Consider the following 19,106-nt stretch of genomic DNA (forward strand, 5'->3'; position numbering starts at 1 on the left):
TTTTTAAGTTGACGTTTAGAAATTTGTCGAAACAAGCACGCTGCTAGTTTCATAGTTCTATTCTACATGACAAATTTTTCTGTATCAAATGACTTTTTACTTAATTGCCTGTTTTTTCTCCTCAAATGAAAAAAGCATCCTTCCGAATGAAGAATGCAGCGATTGGTTTTTTATTTTCTGATTTCAGGTTCTTTTACAGTGAGCGGATAAAGGACTCCTTCTTTCGCAAATGACATTTTACCCGTTTCCTCTGAAACGACGAGAACAAGTGCATCGGTCATACCAGAGAGTCCGATCGCAGCCCTGTGTCTTGTCCCGAGAGAAGGACTGACTTTTTTTGAAGTAAGCGGGAGCACATTTGCCGCAGATACGAGCGTATTTTCTTTGACTAAAAGCGCACCATCATGAAGTGGATTTCCTGGGTAGAAAATGCTTTCAATTAATGAAGCACTAATTTTCGCATGAAGATTTGTCCCTCTTTGAATAAAATCCTCGACCTCATCCCGCCTTTGTATCACAATCAGTGCCCCGTGCTTTTGTTTTGATAAGCTCTCAATGGCTAACGAAAATTGAGCAAATCCAGGTGTGAATTCTTCCATATACGATTGTAAATAAAACGAGGAAGCCTCTGCATGCATTTCATTAAACTCATCATGTAATGACTCGAGATCACAAAGTAGACATTGCTCAATCTCATCAAGGGAATCGATAATGTCACTTGCATCCTTCATAATTTTCATCAAGTGTGTTCTCATGCCCACTTTAAATTGCACTTCTTCATTCGTACGATTGATCATTTGACCTTTTCCCTCCTCCTTTTCGTTGTCATAAAATAACAAATTATGCGCATTCTATTGTTATGGAGGTGACTTAATATGACCATTCAGAAAGTGATTCAATATGCTTGCAGCATTTTAGGTGTTGTCAGTCTTTCCTTTATTTATGCCCAAATGTTTAAAAAAACGAAGCCATCTAAGAAAAATAATCCGACAGAGAATTGATTTTTTTACATAGCATGATATAATCCTCTCGTTATTTCTGTTCAGAGAGGAACTTATGATGAGAGAAACAAATAGCATTCGAGCTAAGGTGACACTATTTTTAACCATTTTGATTCCGATTTTAATCACTCAAGCGGGTCTTTCGCTTATTACGTTTTTAGACACCGTGATGTCTGGAAAAGTTAGTGCAGAAGACCTTGCGGGTGTTGCGATCGGTTCTAGTATTTGGACACCCGTTTATACAGGACTTGCTGGTATATTAATGGCCGTTACGCCAATTGTCGCTCAGCTGATGGGCGCAGGGCATAAAAAAGATGTTCCTAAGGCTGTCTTTCAGGCGATTTATTTATCCTTTCTTTTAAGTATCTGTGTGATTGCAATTGGAACAATTAGCATCCCTTACGTATTAGGGGGACTTGGACTTGAGCAATCCGTAGAGGATATTGCGCGGCATTTCTTAAGTTTTCTTGCTTTTGGTATCATCCCGCTGTTTGGTTATTCGGTGCTCAGGTCATTTATTGATGCATTAGGGAAAACACGTGTAACGATGTTTATCACGTTAACAGCACTTCCGATTAACTTTGTGTTAAACTATGTATTTATTTTTGGGAATTTTGGCTTTCCAAAGCTTGGCGGTGCGGGAGCTGGTCTTGCTTCTGCGTTGACGTATTGGGCGATTTTCATCATGAGTATTTGTATTGTCATGAAAGCAGAACCATTTGCCTCATTTCGTTTGTTTCAGAAACTGCCTCAAATCAATATCTCCCGTATGGGGCAAATACTGAAAATCGGTCTTCCTATTGGGTTTGCGATCTTTTTTGAAACGAGTATCTTTGCAGCAGTTACGTTATTAATGGGTCACTTTGATACTGTGACGATTGCAAGTCACCAGGCTGCGATGAACTTTGCTTCCATCTTATATATTTTACCGCTCAGTATCTCGATGGCTTTAACGATTGTCGTTGGGTTTGAAGCTGGTGCCAAGCGTTATAAAGACGCGCAAAGCTATAGCTATATCGGAATTGGAACGGCGGTATTATTCTCCTTGTGTACGGCAGCACTCATTTTATTATTTAGACCAGAGATTGCTGGTTTATACACAGCTGAATCGGCTGTTTTACAGTTGACACAGCAATTTTTGATTTATGCGATCTTTTTCCAGCTGTCAGATGCCATTGCTGCACCCATTCAAGGGGCGCTGCGCGGCTATAAAGATGTCAACTATACGCTCATTGCCGCATTTGTTTCATACTGGGTGATCGGCCTTCCTTCCGGTTATCTGATTGGCACCTATACCTCGTATGGGGCATTTGGGTATTGGATTGGTCTCATTGCCGGACTTGCCGCTGGTGCCATTGTCCTCTTTATCCGTCTCAGATTGATTGAAAAACGATTGCTTCAACAAGCGCCCAATCACTAAATACGACACAAAAAAACAGCTGATCGATGTCAGCTGCCCAGCGTGTAGACAAACCTTCGCATTCGTTGTCAGCTCTGCGCGCCGGTACTCACGAATGTCAAATTCGCTCCGTTCCGGTGCTCGCCCTTCCTAGACTTCAAAGGTTTTCTATCAAGCTGAAAAGAAGACAAAGGGCTAAAATCAAGATCATTTTAGCCCTTTGTAAACAATTTGAGCAACTGATCAATGTCAGCTGCTTTTTTTATTTAGTCATTCCATTGGTACGTCCAGAAAATTTCTTCATCGAACCATTTTTGGACGACAGGTTCTTTGTTTTTCAGCTTCTGTTCAAGCTCTCTCAGCATGCCTTCTGTTTGCGTTCTATGCGCTCTCAGTGCATTTAATTTGATATCTGCTACATCTGTAATGTCGATCGTAATATCTGCATTTCCAAGCACTTCTTCTCTATTTTTCGTAATGGCCATGCAGTATGTGACAGGACGATCTTCTTTTTTCTTACGGTAAAGAGCGCGAATCACCGCTTCCCCTGTCGCATCATGATCAGGATGTACACCGTGTCCAGGATAAAACGTCACAATCAGTGTAGGTTTGACTTCATCAATGATGGTTTCCATCACATCAGCTAAATACTCGTCATCCTCAAATTCCAATGTTTTATCACGAAGTCCAAGCATACGTAAGTCTGTGATATCCATTTCTTTGCAGGCGCTGATTAATTCCTGTTTTCTTAATTCAGGAAGTGTTTCACGGTTGGCATATGTTGGGCTGCCCATATTTCTGCCCATTTCCCCAAGTGTCCCGCATGCATACGTGACTGGGATGCCGCGTTTTCTGCTTTGTGCAATAAGACCTGCAACCCCAAACGATTCATCATCTGGGTGAGGCAGCATCACTAGTACATGTTCATTCATGACTCGTCACCCTTTCTTCTACACCTGAAATGGTGTTTCACTAATTTGTAATGAGATCGCTAGTTTCCCGTCTGGCAAGTGCCCAGCTAACAGCAGGCGGCCATGGTCATCAAACACATAATCCGTTAATCCTTCTGCGTAAATCCAGCCATCTTCTGTTTTCATTCCAACACGGTACGGACCTTGTCCTTTTATTTTCGCCTGTGAATAGACGACTTTCGCATTGCGGATATAGGCAACGACCGTCATATTTTGTTCATTTACATGAGCTGAATAAGAACCAGTGGTCGTTTCAAGATGAACGAAGACTGGACGATTTAAAAACGATTCAAGATGTGCTGTGACATCTTCCGTTTGAATTGGTTTCATGAGTGGTTCCTTCCTTCATTTTGAATTAATTCGCGCAGCTTTTTTGTATGTAAGCTGATCAGCTGCAGCTGATGATCATGCCGAAGCCCACTTTCTAATATTCTCTCTACAGCGAGTACATATTTTTGATGAAATGATTTTCTCGCCCTCGGATGAGTGCGCGCATCGCTTAAATCATCACATATTGCCTCGTGTAAAGAAGACATATCATCGACATCAAGCTGACGATTTTTCCATAAAGATTGATAAGCAGCTGTAAGCTCATTGGCTGATGACATGTAATCACCTCTACAGTTTTGGTAACAACTTATTATGACATGATCCGCCTTCAAAAAAAAGCAAACTGCTCGTAGGACTTAATGAGAATTCGCAGTTTTTTTCATGCGTAATTGAGAGGTCGTAAACAATAAAATCGCCACCCAGATACAAAGAAACGTCACAATTTTAGCTGAAGATAAATGCTCGTGATACACAAATAACCCTAAAAACAGCGTAATCGTTGGTGCAATGTATTGCAAAATACCCACTTGATAAAGAGGAATTCGTTTTGCCCCTTCAGAGAATAAAAGAAGCGGCACCGCAGTAAAGACCCCTGCAAAGAATAAGAGACCAAGCGATCCGAAGCTGTTAGGATTCATTGTCACCACAGGTTCTTTTAAGAAGAACAATAAGTACACAAGAGCTGCCGGGGCTAGAAGCAGCGTTTCAATTGTCAAACCAATGGCACTCGTGAAGCTCATTCTTTTTTTAATCAATCCATAAAAACCGAAGCTAAAGGCAAGTAATATTGCCACGACAGGAAATGAACCGTACTGAATCGTAGAAAGAATCACCCCAGCTGCGGCAATTAAAATCGCAATGGTTTGTAATTTATTGAGCCGCTCTTTCAAGAAAATGATGCCTAGTAAAACAGAGACAAGCGGATTAATATAATACCCTAAACTAGCTTCTAGCATAAGATGATGGTTGACTGCCCAAATGTACACATACCAGTTAACCGATATTAAAATAGCAGATAATAGTAATGAAAAAAGTGCCTTGCCATCGAGCATGAGACCCTTCACTGTCTGCATCGCCGGCCGGACTTGTTTTAAATACAGAAGAATACCGCACATAAAAACAAATGACCATAAAATTCTGTGCGCTAAAATTTCGCCTGACGAAATATGTTCCATCAGTTTCCAATATAACGGGAATAATCCCCATAATGTAAAAGATGCTGCCGTATAGAGAACACCTTTTGATTGCTGTTGTTCGTTCAATCTAACCATTCCTTTCTAAACCTATCGTATATTATAGCACGCACTCAAGTGAATGGGCATATACTAATTCAGGGCATTTAGAAAGGATGATTTGCATGTTTGACTGGAACCGATTATTCCCTTTTCAAAAGCAATTTTCAAAAGAAGCCTTAAAGAATTCAGACCCTAAAGACGTCGAGCAGTACGTCAATCAAGTGATGGAAAGTGTATTCGGCTCCAATTATCCTGCTCAGTTCCCTTTTCAGGACCCACTCTCTCAACATCAAAAAACGAGAGAAACAGACGTCAAAAAAGAAAAAGAACCCGAAGTGGAAGTGTTCGAAACCACTGATCACGTGTTCGTTAAGATTGAGCTTGCTCGGCCGAGCACAGAAAAAGTAAAAATTAAACATACAGCCAACCTGCTGTTTATTGATCATTTTCCTGAGGAAGGCACGCAGAAGAAAGTCGTCCTCCCTGCTGCTGTCAAAAGAAAAGGAACGAAGGCTTCGTATCAGGACGGTATTTTGGAGATTATGTTTTTAAAGCATGATGATCCGGGGATTTCTGAAATCGATATTCCATTATAAAAAGCCTGCTTTGATATAGAAGCAGGCTTACTCTTTTTTCTTAATAGTATGGTGGATATCCTCCGCCATAAGGTGGTGGAACAGGCGGTGGTGGTGGCGGGTAATATGGACGGGGATAATTAAAAATCGCACTTCCTAAAAACCCGCCAAGCAGTCCGCCGACTAAAGGAGCGCCAAAACCAAAAAACAAAGGGACTCTGGATTCATATGGCGGAATGCCAGGGGCGCCGCCTCGGAAATACGGAGTATGAGGGTACATGCATTTCTCCTCCTTTGTCATGTGCCTAAGATCAGCATATTCATCAGGAGTCAAAACGTTTGGGCAAACCTGAAACTAGGCTTGTTCCTTTTTTTCATGAGATTCTGTATATTCCCCTGCCCACCTAGATACCTCATGAAACACATCATTTAGCGCATTTCCTTTTTCAGTTAAACAGTAAATGACTTTCACAGGCGTCTCAGGCAATACAGTTCGCTCTATAATCCCTTCTTGCTCAAGTTCCTTTAAACGCTCTGCGAGCATTTTTTGACTGATGGATGGGATAATGTCCGTCATGTCTTTAAAACGCTTTGGACCATCAAGCAATACATGAATAATGAGACCATTCCACCTTTTGCCTAGCAGTAAAAAAGCTTGCTGAATGTGTGGACATAATTGAAATTCCATAAATTTCAGCCTTTCTTTTCATGATTGTTTGACAAACTAACGGTATACAATTTAAAATATATCTCTAGTTACAATAAGTAAGTTTCTCACTTTTTAGTTATTGTACCATATTATTTGCAAAAACGGGAGGAAATATCCATATGGCGACTGATCAAAAAACGATTGACATTTTAAAACAAAGAGCTTCAGTAAAAGAGTACGATACAACTCATGAAATGACAAAAGAAGAGTTAACAGAGCTTCTTGATATCACAACAAAAGCACCATCCGCGTGGAACCTTCAGCATTGGCATTTCACTGTCTTCCATAGTGCTGAATCTAAAGCGAAGTTACTTCCAATCGCTTACAACCAAAAGCAAATCTCACAAGCATCAGCTGTTATTGCTGTACTAGGTGATCTTGAAGCCAATCAAAATGGTGAAAAAATCTACAGTGAGCTGGCAGAACAAGGATTCATTACTGAAGACATCAAAGAAACATTGATGACTCAAATCAATGGCGCATACCAAAGCGAGCAGTATGCACGTGAAGCTGCGTATTCAAATGCTTCATTAGCTGCTATGCAATTAATGATTGCTGCAAAAGCAATGGGCTATGATACATGCGCAATGGGTGGTTTCAGTAAAGACGCCTACATCAAAGAATTCAATGTAAGCGGCCGATATGAGCCAGTCATGCTGATTTCAGTTGGTAAAGCAGCGAAAGAAGCTCATAAAAGCAATCGTTTCGACATCGAAGAAGTATCTGATTTCCTTTAAAATTGGCAAGACCTCAGCTTTCATGCTGAGGCTTTTTTTATTTGGTTTAAATATTATTGCTGCATATTTTCTTTTCATTTACCCCCTTTTCATCTACACTTTTTCTTTTTCTCAAGAATGAAAGCGTTATATTAGTATGATATTCAGCGAAATGATTGTTTTTTCTGAAAATGGTCTTGTGATCTAATCTGACAACTGCTATTATTATGAAATTACAAAAAATTCAGGAGGAAATCATGAATAAAAAATTGATACTGGCACTACTTATAGCGATTCCATTCATCGGACAGCTCGCACTGCTGCCCTTTGCGAATCGTATCCATCCATTTGTGATAGGCCTGCCTTTTTTCCACTTCTGGCTCTTACTATGGATTGTTCTCACACCAGTCTGTACATTCATCATTTACCGCATGCAACATTCAAATGGAGGAACTGACTAATGCAAGGAAATTTAACAGCTTTATTGATTACAGCAAGTATCATTTTCATCGTCGTGGTCATTGGATTTGCCGCTGGCCGTGATAAATCATCCAGACAGTCAGTAGAGGAATGGTCTGTCGGCGGAAGAAAATTTGGCGGGCTGCTCGTCTGGTTCCTCGTTGGCGCAGATTTATACACAGCTTATACCTTTTTAGGACTCACTAGTACAGCCTATACAGCTGGAAGTGTCGCTTTTTTCGCTATTCCCTATTCAGTTCTAGCGTATTTTATTGCTTATTTCTTCTTACCAAAGCTATGGACGGTTGCGAAGAATCACAACCTCACAACGCTCGCTGATTATGCACGTGAGCGCTTTGACAGCAAGCTGTTATCCAGTCTAATTGCAATTATTGGAGTGCTTATGCTCATTCCTTATATTTGTCTTCAACTGAGCGGGATTCAAGATACGTTAACTGTCGCTGGAACTAGTTATATTAATGTGAATGCAGTTGTTATTATTTCATTTATTTTAGTCGCACTTTATACATTTTTCAGCGGGATTAAAGGTCCTACATATACAGCCATTATTAAGGATATTCTCGTTTGGGTCATCATGCTGTTTATGGTGGTTTCACTGCCAATCATTCATTTTAACGGCTGGACTCCGATGATGAATACGTTAGCTAAGGAAGCGCCACAGCTTCTGACAATTCCTGACGGCGGTCCTAAAGGCATTTTATGGTTCATTACCGCTTCAGGTGTTTCTGCCCTTGCTTTGTTTATGTGGGCACATGCGGCAACAGGGGTATTTACAGCAAAAAGTGCAGATGCTATCCGTAAAAACAGCATGTTTTTGCCTCTTTATAACATCGTATTGATTTTGGTCATCTTCCTTGGATTTATTGCCTTTTTGGTCTTACCAGAAGATACGAATCCAAGATTTGCACTTCTTCATTTAATTCAAACGTCATATGGCGGCGTGATGCAGGGTCTTGCTTATTCAACGATTGCACTGGCTTCCCTCATTCCATGCTCGATCATGGCCATTGGTGCATCGAATTTATTTGCCAATAATTTATATCGTGACTTAATTCATCCGAATGTATTACCTAAAAGGTTGACCATCATCACTCGTTCAATGGTGTTTATCGTGATCGGACTGGCTCTATTATTCGGAATGCTCTTCCCAACAGCACTTGTGACACTTCAGCTCATTGGTGTTTCAGGAATGGTTCAAATTTTCCCTGCCATTGCGATCAGCTTGTTCTGGAAAAAACAATCGAGAGAAGCAACGATTGCGGGGTTAGTTGTTGGCATCATCGTCACCTTTACAGCCAATATCTCACAAGTCACGTTCGGTCTTTATGAAGGGTTTCTTGGTTTACTAGCAAACGTTGTGGTCATCCTGATTTTGAATCCATTCTTCCAAAAGAAGGTCACATCCAATTCTGTCATGGATGATCTATTTGAAAAAGATCAAGACAAAACAGAAGCGATTGGAAACAACGCGTAAACATAGAAAGAGCAGTCCCCCCTAAGAGGACTGCTCTTTCTTTATTTCATTTCTTTTTTCAAGACTTCAATGGCTTTTTTCATTTGAGTATCATTGTTCTTTAGCTTATTTTGGATCTTTGTCATCAGTACTGTCGTTGTATCTCCCGTCAGAATTCCGTCTGCTTTCAGATCGTTGTCTGTTTGGAAGCTTTTGACGATCGTCTGGAAGGCTTGATCGTACTCACCATTTGCTTTTGCTTTGTAGTCAAGCGCTTGGAACATTTTTTGAGCCGCTTTGACTTCATCTCCATTGTCATTCAGCTGATACGTTTTTTTCGGGCTTAAGTATGGCAACTTTGCATAACTTGGGAGCGATGCTTTGACCTGTGGTTCAATTCCTTTTTTATGAATCCACGAACCATCCGGCGTTAGCCACTTGGCAATGGTTAACTTGACACTAGAACCATCATTATAGCTTTGCGCATTTTGAACAGTTCCTTTACCAAATGTCTTTTCACCAATAATTTTGATACCTGAAGATTGGTGCAGAGCCGCCGCCATGATTTCTGCAGCGCTGGCTGAGCCGCCATTTACAAGGACAACTGCCGGCTGATGAACTTTGCGTTCTTTTTCAGCCTTGTACTCTTCTTTCTTCCCTTTTTCTTCAACTTGCATGATGACTTTCCCTTTATCGATAAAGTCATTACTCATTTCAATCGCTTCTGTCATAATGCCGCCTGGATTATCTCTCAGGTCAATGACAAACCCTTTTGCCCCTTTTTTCTCGAGGTCATCAATGGCTTTATCTAACTCTTTTGACGTTGTTTCAGCAAAGGACGTAATTTGGATTTCTCCTATTTTGTCTTTTGTGAGTTTTGCATACACTGTTTCAACTGGAATGGTGTCTCTTGTGATGGTCACATCAACATTTCCCACTCCTTGGCGGTTAAGGTGAAGCTTGACATCCGTTCCTTTTTCCCCTCTGATTAGAGAGACTGCTTGATTGACCGACATGCCTTTTGTGCTTTTTCCATCCACCTTTAAAATACGATCATGAGGTTTCAACCCGGCTTTTTCAGCAGGAGAGCCTTTAATCGGTGCGACAATTAAAATTTGTCCATCCTTCTCTTCTACTTGTGCACCAATTCCTTCAAATGATGAAGAAATGGTGTTGTTAAATCCTTCGGCTTCCTCCTGATCCATATATGTAGAGTATGGATCATCAAGTGATGCGATCATTCCTTGAATCGCACCATCTACTAGTTTTTGATCATCCGTTTTTTCGTAATACTCATCTTTTACTTTCGTATACGCAGCCATGAGTTTACTAAACTTCTCATCTCCTGAGACATTGACAGTCCCTTGTTTTGTGATCACAAATGTAATCGCTGAGGACAGTGCCGCTGTCACCAAAATAGCGATGACGATCTTAAATTGTTTTTTCAAAAAAACACCACCTTTATCTCCTTTCATTATTATCAAGGACGATGCTTCATCCGTCAACCAAAGGATCGAAGTTCTCTTTGAAAAGATAAGCCATTTGACCTTGCATTGCATAATCTTTAAAGAGGAACTTGATAAGGAAAGAAGGGATTTTATGAGTGATTATGTAGAAATGCTTGCCTATTTTGGCGTATCTAGTGCCCATCCTGGCGGAATTGAGTTAACAAAAACGATGCTTGAGCATATAAAATTGATGCCTGATGCGCGCATACTGGATGCGGGATGCGGGACTGGACAAACGGCGGCATATTTAGGCAATATCGGTTATCAGGTGGAGGCGATTGATACACACCCTTTGATGATTGAAAAGGCTAATCTGCGATTTGAGCGAGAAGAACTGCCGATCCGCGCACTGCAAGCATCGATCGAACAGCTGCCATTTCCAGATGAAGCGTTCACTCTTCTGATCAGTGAATCTGTTTTGAGCTTTACCAACCTTCCAGCGGCACTTGCTGAGATTAAACGCGTGCTTGCCCCTGGAAGTCAACTTGTTGCGAATGAAGCAGTATTAAAAGCACCCCTTACACCGAAGGAGCTTGCCGCCGTTCGAGATTTTTACGGGTTTCACGCACTCTTTTCACTTGAAGAATGGAAGGAGCAGCTAAAAGCAGCAGGATTTCATGACGTTCGAATTCTCTCATTTGATGATCACATGGTACAAGAGGAGCCGACAGAAATGGAATTATCTGAATATATCCCGTCTTCTCTTTACGAAACGATGCAAACACACTACGATCTGATTCAAGCGCACCGAAAGCAGCTAAGCCACATTCTATTTGAATGTACCGTATAAAATGAGCGAATCTCCTATATGTTTTGTCCAAACTCTATGAGGTCTCTCGCATAGGATAAGAGGGAAAAGAGTTTGTCATAAGGAGGAAAAATATGGAGCGCTATCAAAAGCTTTGTCAGCAGCATATGGGGAAAGTCGCTAGAATCACAGATCGTAATGGCAGAGTACATGTCGGACGCATTGAGCGGGTGACAAACCGCAAAGTGTATATTCGTCCAGTCGGCGGTTCTCGCGGCGGCTTTGGCTTTGGTTATTACGGAGGGTATTACGGCTGGGGTGCCGCTTATGGCATCGGGCTTGGTTTCATTACAGGTTTCGCATTAGCAGGATTGTTCTTTTTTTAAAAGAAGAATAAAGAAGGCCCCCCGAATAGCTGGGAGGCCTTTTTATTTGATTAAATTTTCTTCACTTTATTCATGTACTCTTCAAATGTTAAATCGTGATCATGCATCGCTTTTGCTGCTTCTTTTCCAACATAGCGCAGATGCCACGGCTCATATTCATATTTTGTCATGTCTTCTTTTCCTTTTGGATAACGAATGATAAAACCATATTTATAGGCGTTTTTAGCCACCCATTTGCCATCAGGTGTTTCACCAAACTTTTCAGAGATGTCAAAGCCGGCACTTTTTGAGGAAATGTCCATTGCAAGGCCTGTTTGGTGTTCACTTTCGCCTGGTAAAGCTACTGCTTCTTGCGCTTTTTCTTTGCCTTTTAACTTGACTTCACTATCAAAAATGACCTTTTGACGGTCATAGGAGCGATAGCCAGATACGGCAGCCAGCTCGAAGTTTTTCTTTTTCGCATCTTTGAATAATGTCTCAAGTGCTTCTGCTGCTTCTTTACGAATATATCGTTTTTCAATATCCTCTGAAAAAGAGAATTCTACTTTTGGAACAACGAGATCAGAAGGTTTATAGGTTCCTGGTAATGCGTATTCTTTGTTGACAAGTGCTAGCACGTTTGCAGGATTTTGAATGGTTTTCAGCCCGCTTACCACTTTGATGTCATTGAAATATTCACTCTTTAACGTCAGCTCTTGATCCGATGAATCTGCTGTATTGTTTGAGTTTTGCTGGGTAGATGAATTTTCTGCGCTTTTTTGTTCGTTTGTTTTGTTCGATTCAGATGTACCGCTTTTTTGATCCAGCAACTGGCAGCCCGATAATGCGGCTGTCAAACCAAGAATCGATGCGATTGAGAGTATTTTATAGCTTTTCTTCATGACATACCTTCCTTTTGCTCTTCTAAAAAAATAAAGATGCGCTACATCGTAGCACACCCTTTATACTATTATAAAACGGAGTCTAGCGCAATTAAGATCATTTCGTCAAATGTCGTTTGACGCTCTTCAGCCGTTGTTTCTTCTCCTGTGAGAATATGATCACTCACTGTCAGAATGGATAACGCTTTACGATCAAATTTTGCTGCAAGCGAATATAGAGCGGTTGTCTCCATTTCAATTGCTAGAATTCCGTATTGAGCCATGAGCTCAAGTGGTTTTTCATTGTAAAATTGGTCTGCTGTAAATACATTACCGACACGTACAGCGACATTTTTTGCTTCTGCTGTGTCGTATGCTTTCTTAAGCAGTCCAAAATCAGCGCAAGGTGCGTAATCAATCGGTCCAAATGTCACACGATTCATTTGTGAATCTGTTGAAGATGTCTGAGCTAAAATGACATCACGTACGTTGACATCCCTTTTGATAGCCCCGCAAGATCCGACGCGGATTAAGTTTTGAACATCATAGCTTTGAATGAGTTCATTCACATAAATCGAAATAGAAGGTACGCCCATTCCGGTCCCTTGTACAGAAACGCGCTTTCCTTTGTAGGTCCCAGTATAACCATACATTCCGCGCACTTCGTTATAGCATTCGACATCTTCTAAATATGTATCTGCAATATATTTCGCACGAAGCGGATCGCCTGGCAGCAATACCGTTTCTGCAATTTGTCCTTTTTCTGCTCCAATATGTACACTCATTTTTTTAGCCTCCACTTACGTTTACTATGTGTTTTGTCCTATTTAGTATAAACGATTGAGCCCAAAAAAGAAAATACCAGCTAAAGCTCGAGCTGGCATCGAAAATCTCTATTTAACTCATCGTCAACAGTCGCTCACTGCGTTTCCATCCTGCCGGAAAAAGCTGATAATAGCACTTTCCTTTTTTCTTATCATCAATCACAACAATATCACCTGTTGTGATAAACCGTGCATTGTAATCACTAGGGACTGTATCATGTACATTAAATGTCGAGAATGCTTTTTCCAGAACATCCAGGTGTGTTCTGCCGCCAATCTTTGTCCGGTACACAGGCTGATGCCCACTTGCAGCGCCATATTCAGGTGTCTGATAAATGGTTAAGTGAAATGCTGAAGGTTTCTTTTGAAAAAATCTCAACGTCAATTGCATTCAAATCCCTCCCCTTTTATATAAAATTGGCTGGGGTCTGTCAATTTCCTTCTTCTATTTTTGTCGAATGGCAGACAATTTTCCGTCAATCTTTTTACAAATGAGAAATAAAGCAAGTCCTATCGCAAAACCGCCTGCGACATCTGTCAAAAAATGAACGCCGATATACATTCGGCTGATCCCAATCAAAACAACACAGACCCCTGTGATCAAGTAGACGATTTTTTGCCTTTCTTTCAGCCATGGAATCATTTCAACTAATAGATAAGCTATAAAAGGATAGATTGTGGCTGCATTCATCGAATGTCCGCTCGGAAAGCTGTAATACGTTTCATTGACAAGATGATCAAAGGCTGGGCGCTCTCTAGCAAACAGCCCCTTTAGTTCATGATTGATGGTCTTTTCTGTGAGATATAATAGAAAAAGCATCATGATAGAGTAATAGCGCTTATACATGAATAAAGCGACACTAAAAATGAGCATGATGGGCACGAGCAGCGCACTAATGCCAAAGTCCGTCAAAGTCAGCATGACATCATTTAAAAAAGGGAGTCTGATGCTCTCAAACCATAAGATGATCTGGTTGTCCAATGCTTGACCCGCTCCAGATACCATGAGCGCAGCAATGGCACCAAATAAAATTAAAAGAAATAGGATATACACGCGAAAGATTCTCCTCCCTCTCTTCAGAATCACTTCAAAGTATAGTGCCTACCACGCCTCTTCTTCAACTATCATTGTTTTTTTCAGCATATATTCAAACGTAATGTCAGCCAGCTCAAACGTTTCCAGCTCCGCAGGTATGTACCCTCTTTTGACCAGCTCCATGTAGAAGAATTCCGCAATTTCCTCTGTATCGATCACCAAATCTGCTTCTTTCATGACATTCCGCCTCCTTTTTTATGATGTATGAACGACGCCTGTTTTTTATTACAGTTTGTCATAATGGCTCATTCCATACATATAAATGCAGTAAACAAAAAGAAAAGGGGTGTGAGGCAATGAAATGGTTCAGCATATTAGATGGAGAAATGTTTGATCAGGTGATAGGCCGTATCTTGAGGGGATGGTTTTATGTGATTGTTTTTTTCTGTGTGCCTTATTTTTTATTCGTGTTAGGACAAGTCTTTCTTTAACCAAAATGCTCGTGTAAACTTTCCAATATAAAATCCATCATATCTTTGTATTCTGGATCTTCGAAAAATTCGTAGAGAATTTTATAGTCATTATAAATATCAAGAAGCTCATCCACTATAGATACAGCGAGAAATTCTAGTGATGCTTCGCTTTCTTGTTTCTCTTCTAATTGTAATAGAGCTGTTTGCACCATATCTTCTTCCATTTCTTTTGAGGTTTCACCGACGTAATGCACAAAAAGAAGCTGATGAACGAACTGGTCCATCTCATATTTCCTCAGGACAAGCGTTAAGTCTTCCTCTTCTGTTTCCAGCCACTCTCCGTCCTTTAGCCTTGTGAGTTCGTAAATGACATCTTCCCAGCCATCATCAAGGTATCGCCATATTTCAGTTCGATGGCCAATAATTTTAAATAGCTCTTTTCCGTAATCTTTTACATATACAACATCGCCAATGAGGAACTCATATTCAATGTCCAGCTTTTCTGTATCCACAATCACCCCGTCGTACTCATCGTAAAGCTGAAGTGATGTTTCAAAATAAAGCACCTCATTATGATTGACCTCATACAAATAGTGCTGGTCAATTTGATGGACTTTTGTAATCGTTCCAACTGTGCCGTACATGACAACGACGACAATATCCCCTACTTGATATTTTGGTGCTTTCGCCTTCATTCTGTCTCCCCCTTGCCCGACTTTTGGTCTTAACGTATCGTATGCCGGCGCAAGGAATTCTGCATGGGCAACCACACCATGCAAAACGCCATTTTATTTCTCATCAAAAAACCGCTTCTCCCATCTGGAAAAAGCGGTTGTGTGTTATTTTTTTTTGACTTCTACTTCATATTGCTCAAACGCTTCGTCAAATGTTGTCATTGAGCTTAAATAATCGCCATTTAATTCTAAATAGGCACAAAGCTCATGATAATCAGTGGACGCTTTCGGGAAGCTGTGATCCTCATAAGCAGCATTTGCAAAATGGCTGATTTCATCTTTCGGTTTTGGATGTCTGTACTTCATTAAATAATGGTAAAACGACTTCACCTGTTTTTCCCTCCGCGACACTCTATTTTGTTGTTATATTATACAGCAATTTGATGACTTGTATAGGCGGAGGTACAACTTATGATGAAAAGTCAAAGTAATTTCGCTTTAATAACCGCTCCATGCTCATTAATTCTTCGTATGAAATTTTTTCTGGAAGTTTTGTCTGATCCACTAAAATTAATTGATCTTCTATCCCTTTAACCGTCTCATCCTTTTGATATGTCATACCGCAGTGTGTGCAGGAAATGGACGGTGTTTCGATGATTTCAATGGATTGTGTGCCAGTGATCAGTTCCCAATAGACTGTTGTCTGCTCTCTGTTTGCTTTGTTTTCCTCACACCAATCACATGTCAGCAAGGTTATTTCTCCTCCTTTACAGTTTGATCTTTTTTGAGCTGCGCTTGATATTTTTTCTCTTTTAATTCATCTCGTTTTTCACGTTTGTTTTTGAGTGTGTCATGCTCAGGATTTGTCTCATATGCTTCTCTTCGTTTCATCCGGCTTAAATTCTCTGGCGTAAACGATTTCGCCTCATCCTCAAATAGTGCGGTAATACCAATTGCCGGGTCTTGTTTCTCTTCATAAATTTCATTAAAATACGCATCTGCCTGGCCTGCGACGTAATGCTCTGGTTCAGGGTAAGAGGTGATGACACCTTCAAAGTTACGAAGGACGACTTTGTCAGGGCTTTGCGATAATAAATAATTTGGCTGCAAGGCGATCTTTCCTCCGCCTCCTGGTGCATCCACAACAAAGCTTGGCACGGCATAGCCGCTCGTATGCCCTCTTAAGCCTTCTATGATTTCAAGACCTTTTGATACTGGTGTTCTAAAGTGGCCAATGCCCTCAGATAAATCACACTGATAAATATAATAAGGTCTGACCCGTATCATCACGAGATCGTGCATCAGCTTCTTCATAATCGGCACACTGTCGTTAATTCCTGCAAGGATGACGGCCTGATTACCTACAGGCACGCCGGCATTTACAAGACGTTCGCACGCTTCTTTTGCTTCTTTCGTAATTTCAATGCTTGTATTGAAATGGGTATTCAGCCAAACTGGATGATATTTTTTCAAAATCTCGCACAGCTCATCTGTAATGCGCTGCGGAAAGACGACCGGTGCGCGGGTTCCTATGCGAATGATTTCAACATGCGGAATGTCTCGTAAGTTTTTCAAAATGTATTCAAGCACTTGATCATTGATTAAGAGCCCATCTCCGCCGGAAATTAACACATCCCGCACCTCAGGTGTTTCTCTAATATATCCAATGGCAGCATCTAACTGCTTTTTTGGCACGCCCATACCGATCTGACCGGAAAAACGTCTTCTCGTACAATAGCGGCAATACATGGAGCACTGATTTGTTACAAGAAAGAGCACACGATCTGGGTACCGATGTGTTAACCCCGGGACAGGTGAGTCTTCATCTTCATGCAGCGGGTCTTCCAGGTCATATTTTGTTTTATGAAGCTCCTCAGCAATTGGCACAGATTGCATACGTACTGGACATCTTGGATCGTCTGGATTCATCAATGAGGCATAGTAGGGTGTAATGTTAAGTGGAATGGTTTTGGTGGAAATCTTCACCCCTTCTCTTTCCTCTTCTGTTAAGTTTACGACTTTCTCTAAATCTTCAAGCGTTTTCACGGTATGCGTCAGCTGCCAAATCCAGTCGTTCCACTTTTCCTCAGGTACATCTTTCCAAAGTTCAATGTCCTTCCAATGACGCGCCGGTTCATATAGTTTTTGATTCATATCCATTCCCCCTATCAGCATTCACCTTATACTATGCAAGTTATGTGCCAACATGGGAAAATGCCCCTATTCTTTATAGAAGGAGCTTTGCCCGTGATATTCACTGGATGGTGATGCCTATATTTCGGCATCTGCATATTTCTTCAGTTTATATTGCAGTGTTTGTCGAGGGATTTTTAAAGCAGCAGCGGTTTTTTTAATATTGCCATGATGCTTGTTTAAAGCTTCTTGAATGAGTGTTTGTTCAAATGAAGAAACCTGACTTTTTAAGGAGGCATTAAGTGTTCCTTCCTCAAGCTTCTGCGTACGTAAATGAGCAGGAAGGTATGAAGGTGTGATGTCTTCCGCTTCCTTTGGCATCATCAATACGGCATGCTCAATGGTATGTTTTAATTCTCGAACGTTCCCCGGCCAGTGGTGAGCCATAAACAATTGCTTTGTTTCTTCAGAAAGGCGTTTGACGTTTTTTGAAAACTGCTGATGATAGGTTTGAATGAAATGGCGGGAAAGCAGCGGGATGTCTTGCTTTCTCTCACGAAGCGGTGGGATATGAAAAGATGACACATGCAGTCTATAAAATAAGTCTTCTCTTAAAATTTGCTTTTTCACCGCTTCAAATGGGTCCATATTGAGTGCAGTAATGAGTCTTACATCTACTTGAATCGCTTTTGCATCTCCAATGCGGCGCACCACGCCATCCTCTAACACACGTAATAATTTCGTCTGCAGCGTGAGCGGCATCGCTTGCAGTTCATCAAGAAAAAGCGTGCCTCCATCAGCTAATTCAAAGAGCCCCTTGCGATCAATTGCGCCTGTATAGCTCCCTTTGACAGATCCGAACAATAGGCTTTCAAGTAGCGATTCTGGGAGTGCCGCACAGTTTTGCGGAATGAACACTTGGTTTTTCCGATCAGATTCATGAACGATGGCTTGAACGAGCACTTCTTTCCCTGTCCCTGTTTCCCCGTAGACAACAACTGATGACGGATAAGCAGCAGCTTTTTTTGCCTTTTCAAGCATTTCATTTAAGAGCGGATCATTTGTTAAAAATGAAGAAAAATCATGCATTTGTTCTGCCCCAGCCGCATCGTGTATTCGTTTTTTTTGATCTAAACGATTCGAAAGGGCTGACAGCTTCGATACATCTTTTGCGACTTCGACCGCACCTATTAACTGGCTGTCTTCAATAATAGGCAATGTCGTGTTGACGGTTTCAATTCTTTCTCCGTTTTTATTCAAATAGGTTTGCAGCGAATGATAAATGGGCTTCCCTGTTCTCAAAACATGCATGAGCGTACTTGTTTTTTCTGTTAAAGAGGGATACACATCAAGAATGTACTTGCCAATCACCTCTTCTTTTTGCAAACAGTCAAACTTGGCGGCATTATGATTGTAAAAAATCGTCATTCCTTGATCATCTACAACATGGATGGCTTCATCAATGGCTTCTAAAATTAATTCAAACCAATCCGCTCTTTCGACAACCTTCCCCATTCTTTTCCCCTCACTTCCAGTGCCGAAAAACCGGCATCTATTGCCGGATTTTCAGCGGCTTGATCATCTCCAAAAGGTTC

Annotated in this window: 26 protein-coding genes; 8 read left to right on the forward strand and 18 right to left on the reverse strand. The window is 41.0% G+C overall.

Translation table 11 applies throughout. From position 1 onward, the window contains the following. Window positions 1-170: 170 nt before the first annotated feature. Window positions 171-797 carry a sporulation-specific diadenylate cyclase CdaS gene (cdaS, locus tag MHH54_RS09685; protein WP_034620466.1) on the reverse strand — a complete coding sequence of 209 codons (627 nt, stop codon included), beginning with the start codon at window positions 795-797 and terminating at the stop codon, window positions 171-173. Window positions 798-875: 78 nt separating this feature from the next. Here cdaS and MHH54_RS09690 point away from each other — a divergent pair, with 78 nt between their 5' ends. Continuing rightward, complete coding sequence (locus MHH54_RS09690) at window positions 876-1,001, forward strand: hypothetical protein (RefSeq protein ID WP_003215647.1); 126 nt, start codon at window positions 876-878, stop codon at window positions 999-1,001. Between the two features lie 58 nt (window positions 1,002-1,059). Beyond that, window positions 1,060-2,421 carry an MATE family efflux transporter gene (locus tag MHH54_RS09695; protein WP_050943918.1) on the forward strand — a complete coding sequence of 454 codons (1,362 nt, stop codon included), beginning with the start codon at window positions 1,060-1,062 and terminating at the stop codon, window positions 2,419-2,421. 245 nt (window positions 2,422-2,666) lie between these two features. On the opposite strand, the gene bshB2 is transcribed toward MHH54_RS09695, so the two are convergent. From bshB2 to rarD, 4 genes are all read right to left on the reverse strand, one after another. Continuing rightward, a complete protein-coding gene (gene bshB2 / locus MHH54_RS09700) occupies window positions 2,667-3,332 on the reverse strand; it encodes a bacillithiol biosynthesis deacetylase BshB2 (RefSeq protein WP_050943917.1) in 666 nt (221 codons plus the stop codon). Between the two features lie 18 nt (window positions 3,333-3,350). Next, window positions 3,351-3,701 carry a YojF family protein gene (locus MHH54_RS09705; RefSeq protein ID WP_050943916.1) on the reverse strand — a complete coding sequence of 117 codons (351 nt, stop codon included), beginning with the start codon at window positions 3,699-3,701 and terminating at the stop codon, window positions 3,351-3,353. Then, window positions 3,698-3,979 carry a hypothetical protein gene (locus MHH54_RS09710; RefSeq protein ID WP_003215525.1) on the reverse strand — a complete coding sequence of 94 codons (282 nt, stop codon included), beginning with the start codon at window positions 3,977-3,979 and terminating at the stop codon, window positions 3,698-3,700. Before MHH54_RS09710 ends, MHH54_RS09705 begins: the two co-directional genes overlap by 4 nt. Window positions 3,980-4,057: 78 nt before the next feature. Then, window positions 4,058-4,972: an EamA family transporter RarD gene (gene rarD / locus MHH54_RS09715; RefSeq protein WP_049754910.1), complete on the reverse strand. Its 915-nt coding sequence runs from the start codon at window positions 4,970-4,972 to the stop codon at window positions 4,058-4,060. A gap of 86 nt (window positions 4,973-5,058) precedes the next feature. Between rarD and MHH54_RS09720 the strand changes: the two genes are divergently transcribed. Further along, the gene (locus tag MHH54_RS09720) at window positions 5,059-5,532 is read left to right on the forward strand and encodes a hypothetical protein (protein WP_003216069.1); all 474 of its coding nucleotides are present in this window, start codon (window positions 5,059-5,061) and stop codon (window positions 5,530-5,532) included. 40 nt (window positions 5,533-5,572) lie between these two features. On the opposite strand, the gene MHH54_RS09725 is transcribed toward MHH54_RS09720, so the two are convergent. Then, window positions 5,573-5,791 carry a hypothetical protein gene (locus tag MHH54_RS09725; RefSeq protein WP_003215921.1) on the reverse strand — a complete coding sequence of 73 codons (219 nt, stop codon included), beginning with the start codon at window positions 5,789-5,791 and terminating at the stop codon, window positions 5,573-5,575. Between the two features lie 75 nt (window positions 5,792-5,866). After that, window positions 5,867-6,199 (reverse strand): winged helix-turn-helix transcriptional regulator, encoded by a 333-nt coding sequence (locus MHH54_RS09730; protein WP_003215692.1) that lies wholly within the window; start codon window positions 6,197-6,199, stop codon window positions 5,867-5,869. A gap of 140 nt (window positions 6,200-6,339) precedes the next feature. Between MHH54_RS09730 and MHH54_RS09735 the strand changes: the two genes are divergently transcribed. The 3 genes from MHH54_RS09735 to MHH54_RS09745 all read left to right on the forward strand — a co-directional run bounded on the left by MHH54_RS09735 (window position 6,340) and on the right by MHH54_RS09745 (window position 8,890). Continuing rightward, window positions 6,340-6,957: a nitroreductase family protein gene (locus MHH54_RS09735; RefSeq protein ID WP_003215532.1), complete on the forward strand. Its 618-nt coding sequence runs from the start codon at window positions 6,340-6,342 to the stop codon at window positions 6,955-6,957. A gap of 236 nt (window positions 6,958-7,193) precedes the next feature. Beyond that, window positions 7,194-7,397 (forward strand): DUF3311 domain-containing protein, encoded by a 204-nt coding sequence (locus tag MHH54_RS09740; protein WP_003215965.1) that lies wholly within the window; start codon window positions 7,194-7,196, stop codon window positions 7,395-7,397. Continuing rightward, on the forward strand, window positions 7,397-8,890 hold the full coding sequence (locus MHH54_RS09745; RefSeq protein ID WP_003215570.1) for a sodium:solute symporter: 1,494 nt from the start codon (window positions 7,397-7,399) through the stop codon (window positions 8,888-8,890). The genes MHH54_RS09740 and MHH54_RS09745 overlap by 1 nt, the downstream gene beginning before the upstream one ends. A 41-nt stretch (window positions 8,891-8,931) precedes the next feature. On the opposite strand, the gene MHH54_RS09750 is transcribed toward MHH54_RS09745, so the two are convergent. Beyond that, window positions 8,932-10,317 carry a S41 family peptidase gene (locus MHH54_RS09750; RefSeq protein ID WP_034620462.1) on the reverse strand — a complete coding sequence of 462 codons (1,386 nt, stop codon included), beginning with the start codon at window positions 10,315-10,317 and terminating at the stop codon, window positions 8,932-8,934. A gap of 151 nt (window positions 10,318-10,468) precedes the next feature. Here MHH54_RS09750 and MHH54_RS09755 point away from each other — a divergent pair, with 151 nt between their 5' ends. Next, window positions 10,469-11,167, forward strand: coding sequence for a class I SAM-dependent methyltransferase (locus MHH54_RS09755; RefSeq protein ID WP_106028797.1), 699 nt, complete (start codon window positions 10,469-10,471; stop codon window positions 11,165-11,167). Window positions 11,168-11,259: 92 nt separating this feature from the next. After that, window positions 11,260-11,511, forward strand: a complete 252-nt coding sequence (locus tag MHH54_RS09760) for a hypothetical protein (protein ID WP_003216113.1) — start codon at window positions 11,260-11,262, stop codon at window positions 11,509-11,511. A 50-nt stretch (window positions 11,512-11,561) separates the two neighbouring features. Here the strand turns inward: MHH54_RS09760 and MHH54_RS09765 are convergent, their stop codons facing one another. The 10 genes from MHH54_RS09765 to MHH54_RS09810 form a co-directional block, all read right to left on the reverse strand. After that, entirely contained in the window at window positions 11,562-12,392 is an 831-nt protein-coding gene (locus MHH54_RS09765) for a M15 family metallopeptidase (RefSeq protein ID WP_003216072.1), read from the reverse strand. A 68-nt stretch (window positions 12,393-12,460) separates the two neighbouring features. Next, window positions 12,461-13,156 (reverse strand): purine-nucleoside phosphorylase, encoded by a 696-nt coding sequence (deoD, locus tag MHH54_RS09770; protein WP_003215664.1) that lies wholly within the window; start codon window positions 13,154-13,156, stop codon window positions 12,461-12,463. A 112-nt stretch (window positions 13,157-13,268) separates the two neighbouring features. Next, complete coding sequence (locus MHH54_RS09775) at window positions 13,269-13,586, reverse strand: hypothetical protein (RefSeq protein ID WP_003215750.1); 318 nt, start codon at window positions 13,584-13,586, stop codon at window positions 13,269-13,271. Window positions 13,587-13,640: 54 nt separating this feature from the next. Next, on the reverse strand, window positions 13,641-14,249 hold the full coding sequence (locus tag MHH54_RS09780; RefSeq protein ID WP_003216036.1) for a phosphatase PAP2 family protein: 609 nt from the start codon (window positions 14,247-14,249) through the stop codon (window positions 13,641-13,643). A 48-nt stretch (window positions 14,250-14,297) separates the two neighbouring features. Next, window positions 14,298-14,468, reverse strand: a complete 171-nt coding sequence (locus tag MHH54_RS09785) for a YozD family protein (protein ID WP_003216084.1) — start codon at window positions 14,466-14,468, stop codon at window positions 14,298-14,300. Between the two features lie 250 nt (window positions 14,469-14,718). Next, complete coding sequence (locus MHH54_RS09790) at window positions 14,719-15,399, reverse strand: hypothetical protein (protein ID WP_012010279.1); 681 nt, start codon at window positions 15,397-15,399, stop codon at window positions 14,719-14,721. Window positions 15,400-15,543: 144 nt separating this feature from the next. Beyond that, window positions 15,544-15,768 carry a YozE family protein gene (locus tag MHH54_RS09795; protein ID WP_003215834.1) on the reverse strand — a complete coding sequence of 75 codons (225 nt, stop codon included), beginning with the start codon at window positions 15,766-15,768 and terminating at the stop codon, window positions 15,544-15,546. Window positions 15,769-15,847: 79 nt separating this feature from the next. Then, complete coding sequence (locus MHH54_RS09800) at window positions 15,848-16,129, reverse strand: YokU family protein (protein WP_003215937.1); 282 nt, start codon at window positions 16,127-16,129, stop codon at window positions 15,848-15,850. A 2-nt stretch (window positions 16,130-16,131) separates the two neighbouring features. Continuing rightward, window positions 16,132-17,532 (reverse strand): lysine 2,3-aminomutase, encoded by a 1,401-nt coding sequence (gene ablA, locus MHH54_RS09805; RefSeq protein ID WP_003215473.1) that lies wholly within the window; start codon window positions 17,530-17,532, stop codon window positions 16,132-16,134. A 117-nt stretch (window positions 17,533-17,649) separates the two neighbouring features. Beyond that, on the reverse strand, window positions 17,650-19,026 hold the full coding sequence (locus MHH54_RS09810) for a sigma-54-dependent Fis family transcriptional regulator (protein WP_003216007.1): 1,377 nt from the start codon (window positions 19,024-19,026) through the stop codon (window positions 17,650-17,652). Window positions 19,027-19,106 lie beyond the last annotated feature (80 nt).

The organism is Bacillus sp. FSL K6-4563 (assembly GCF_038630405.1).
Taxonomy (GTDB): Bacteria; Bacillota; Bacilli; order Bacillales; family Bacillaceae; genus Bacillus; species Bacillus pumilus.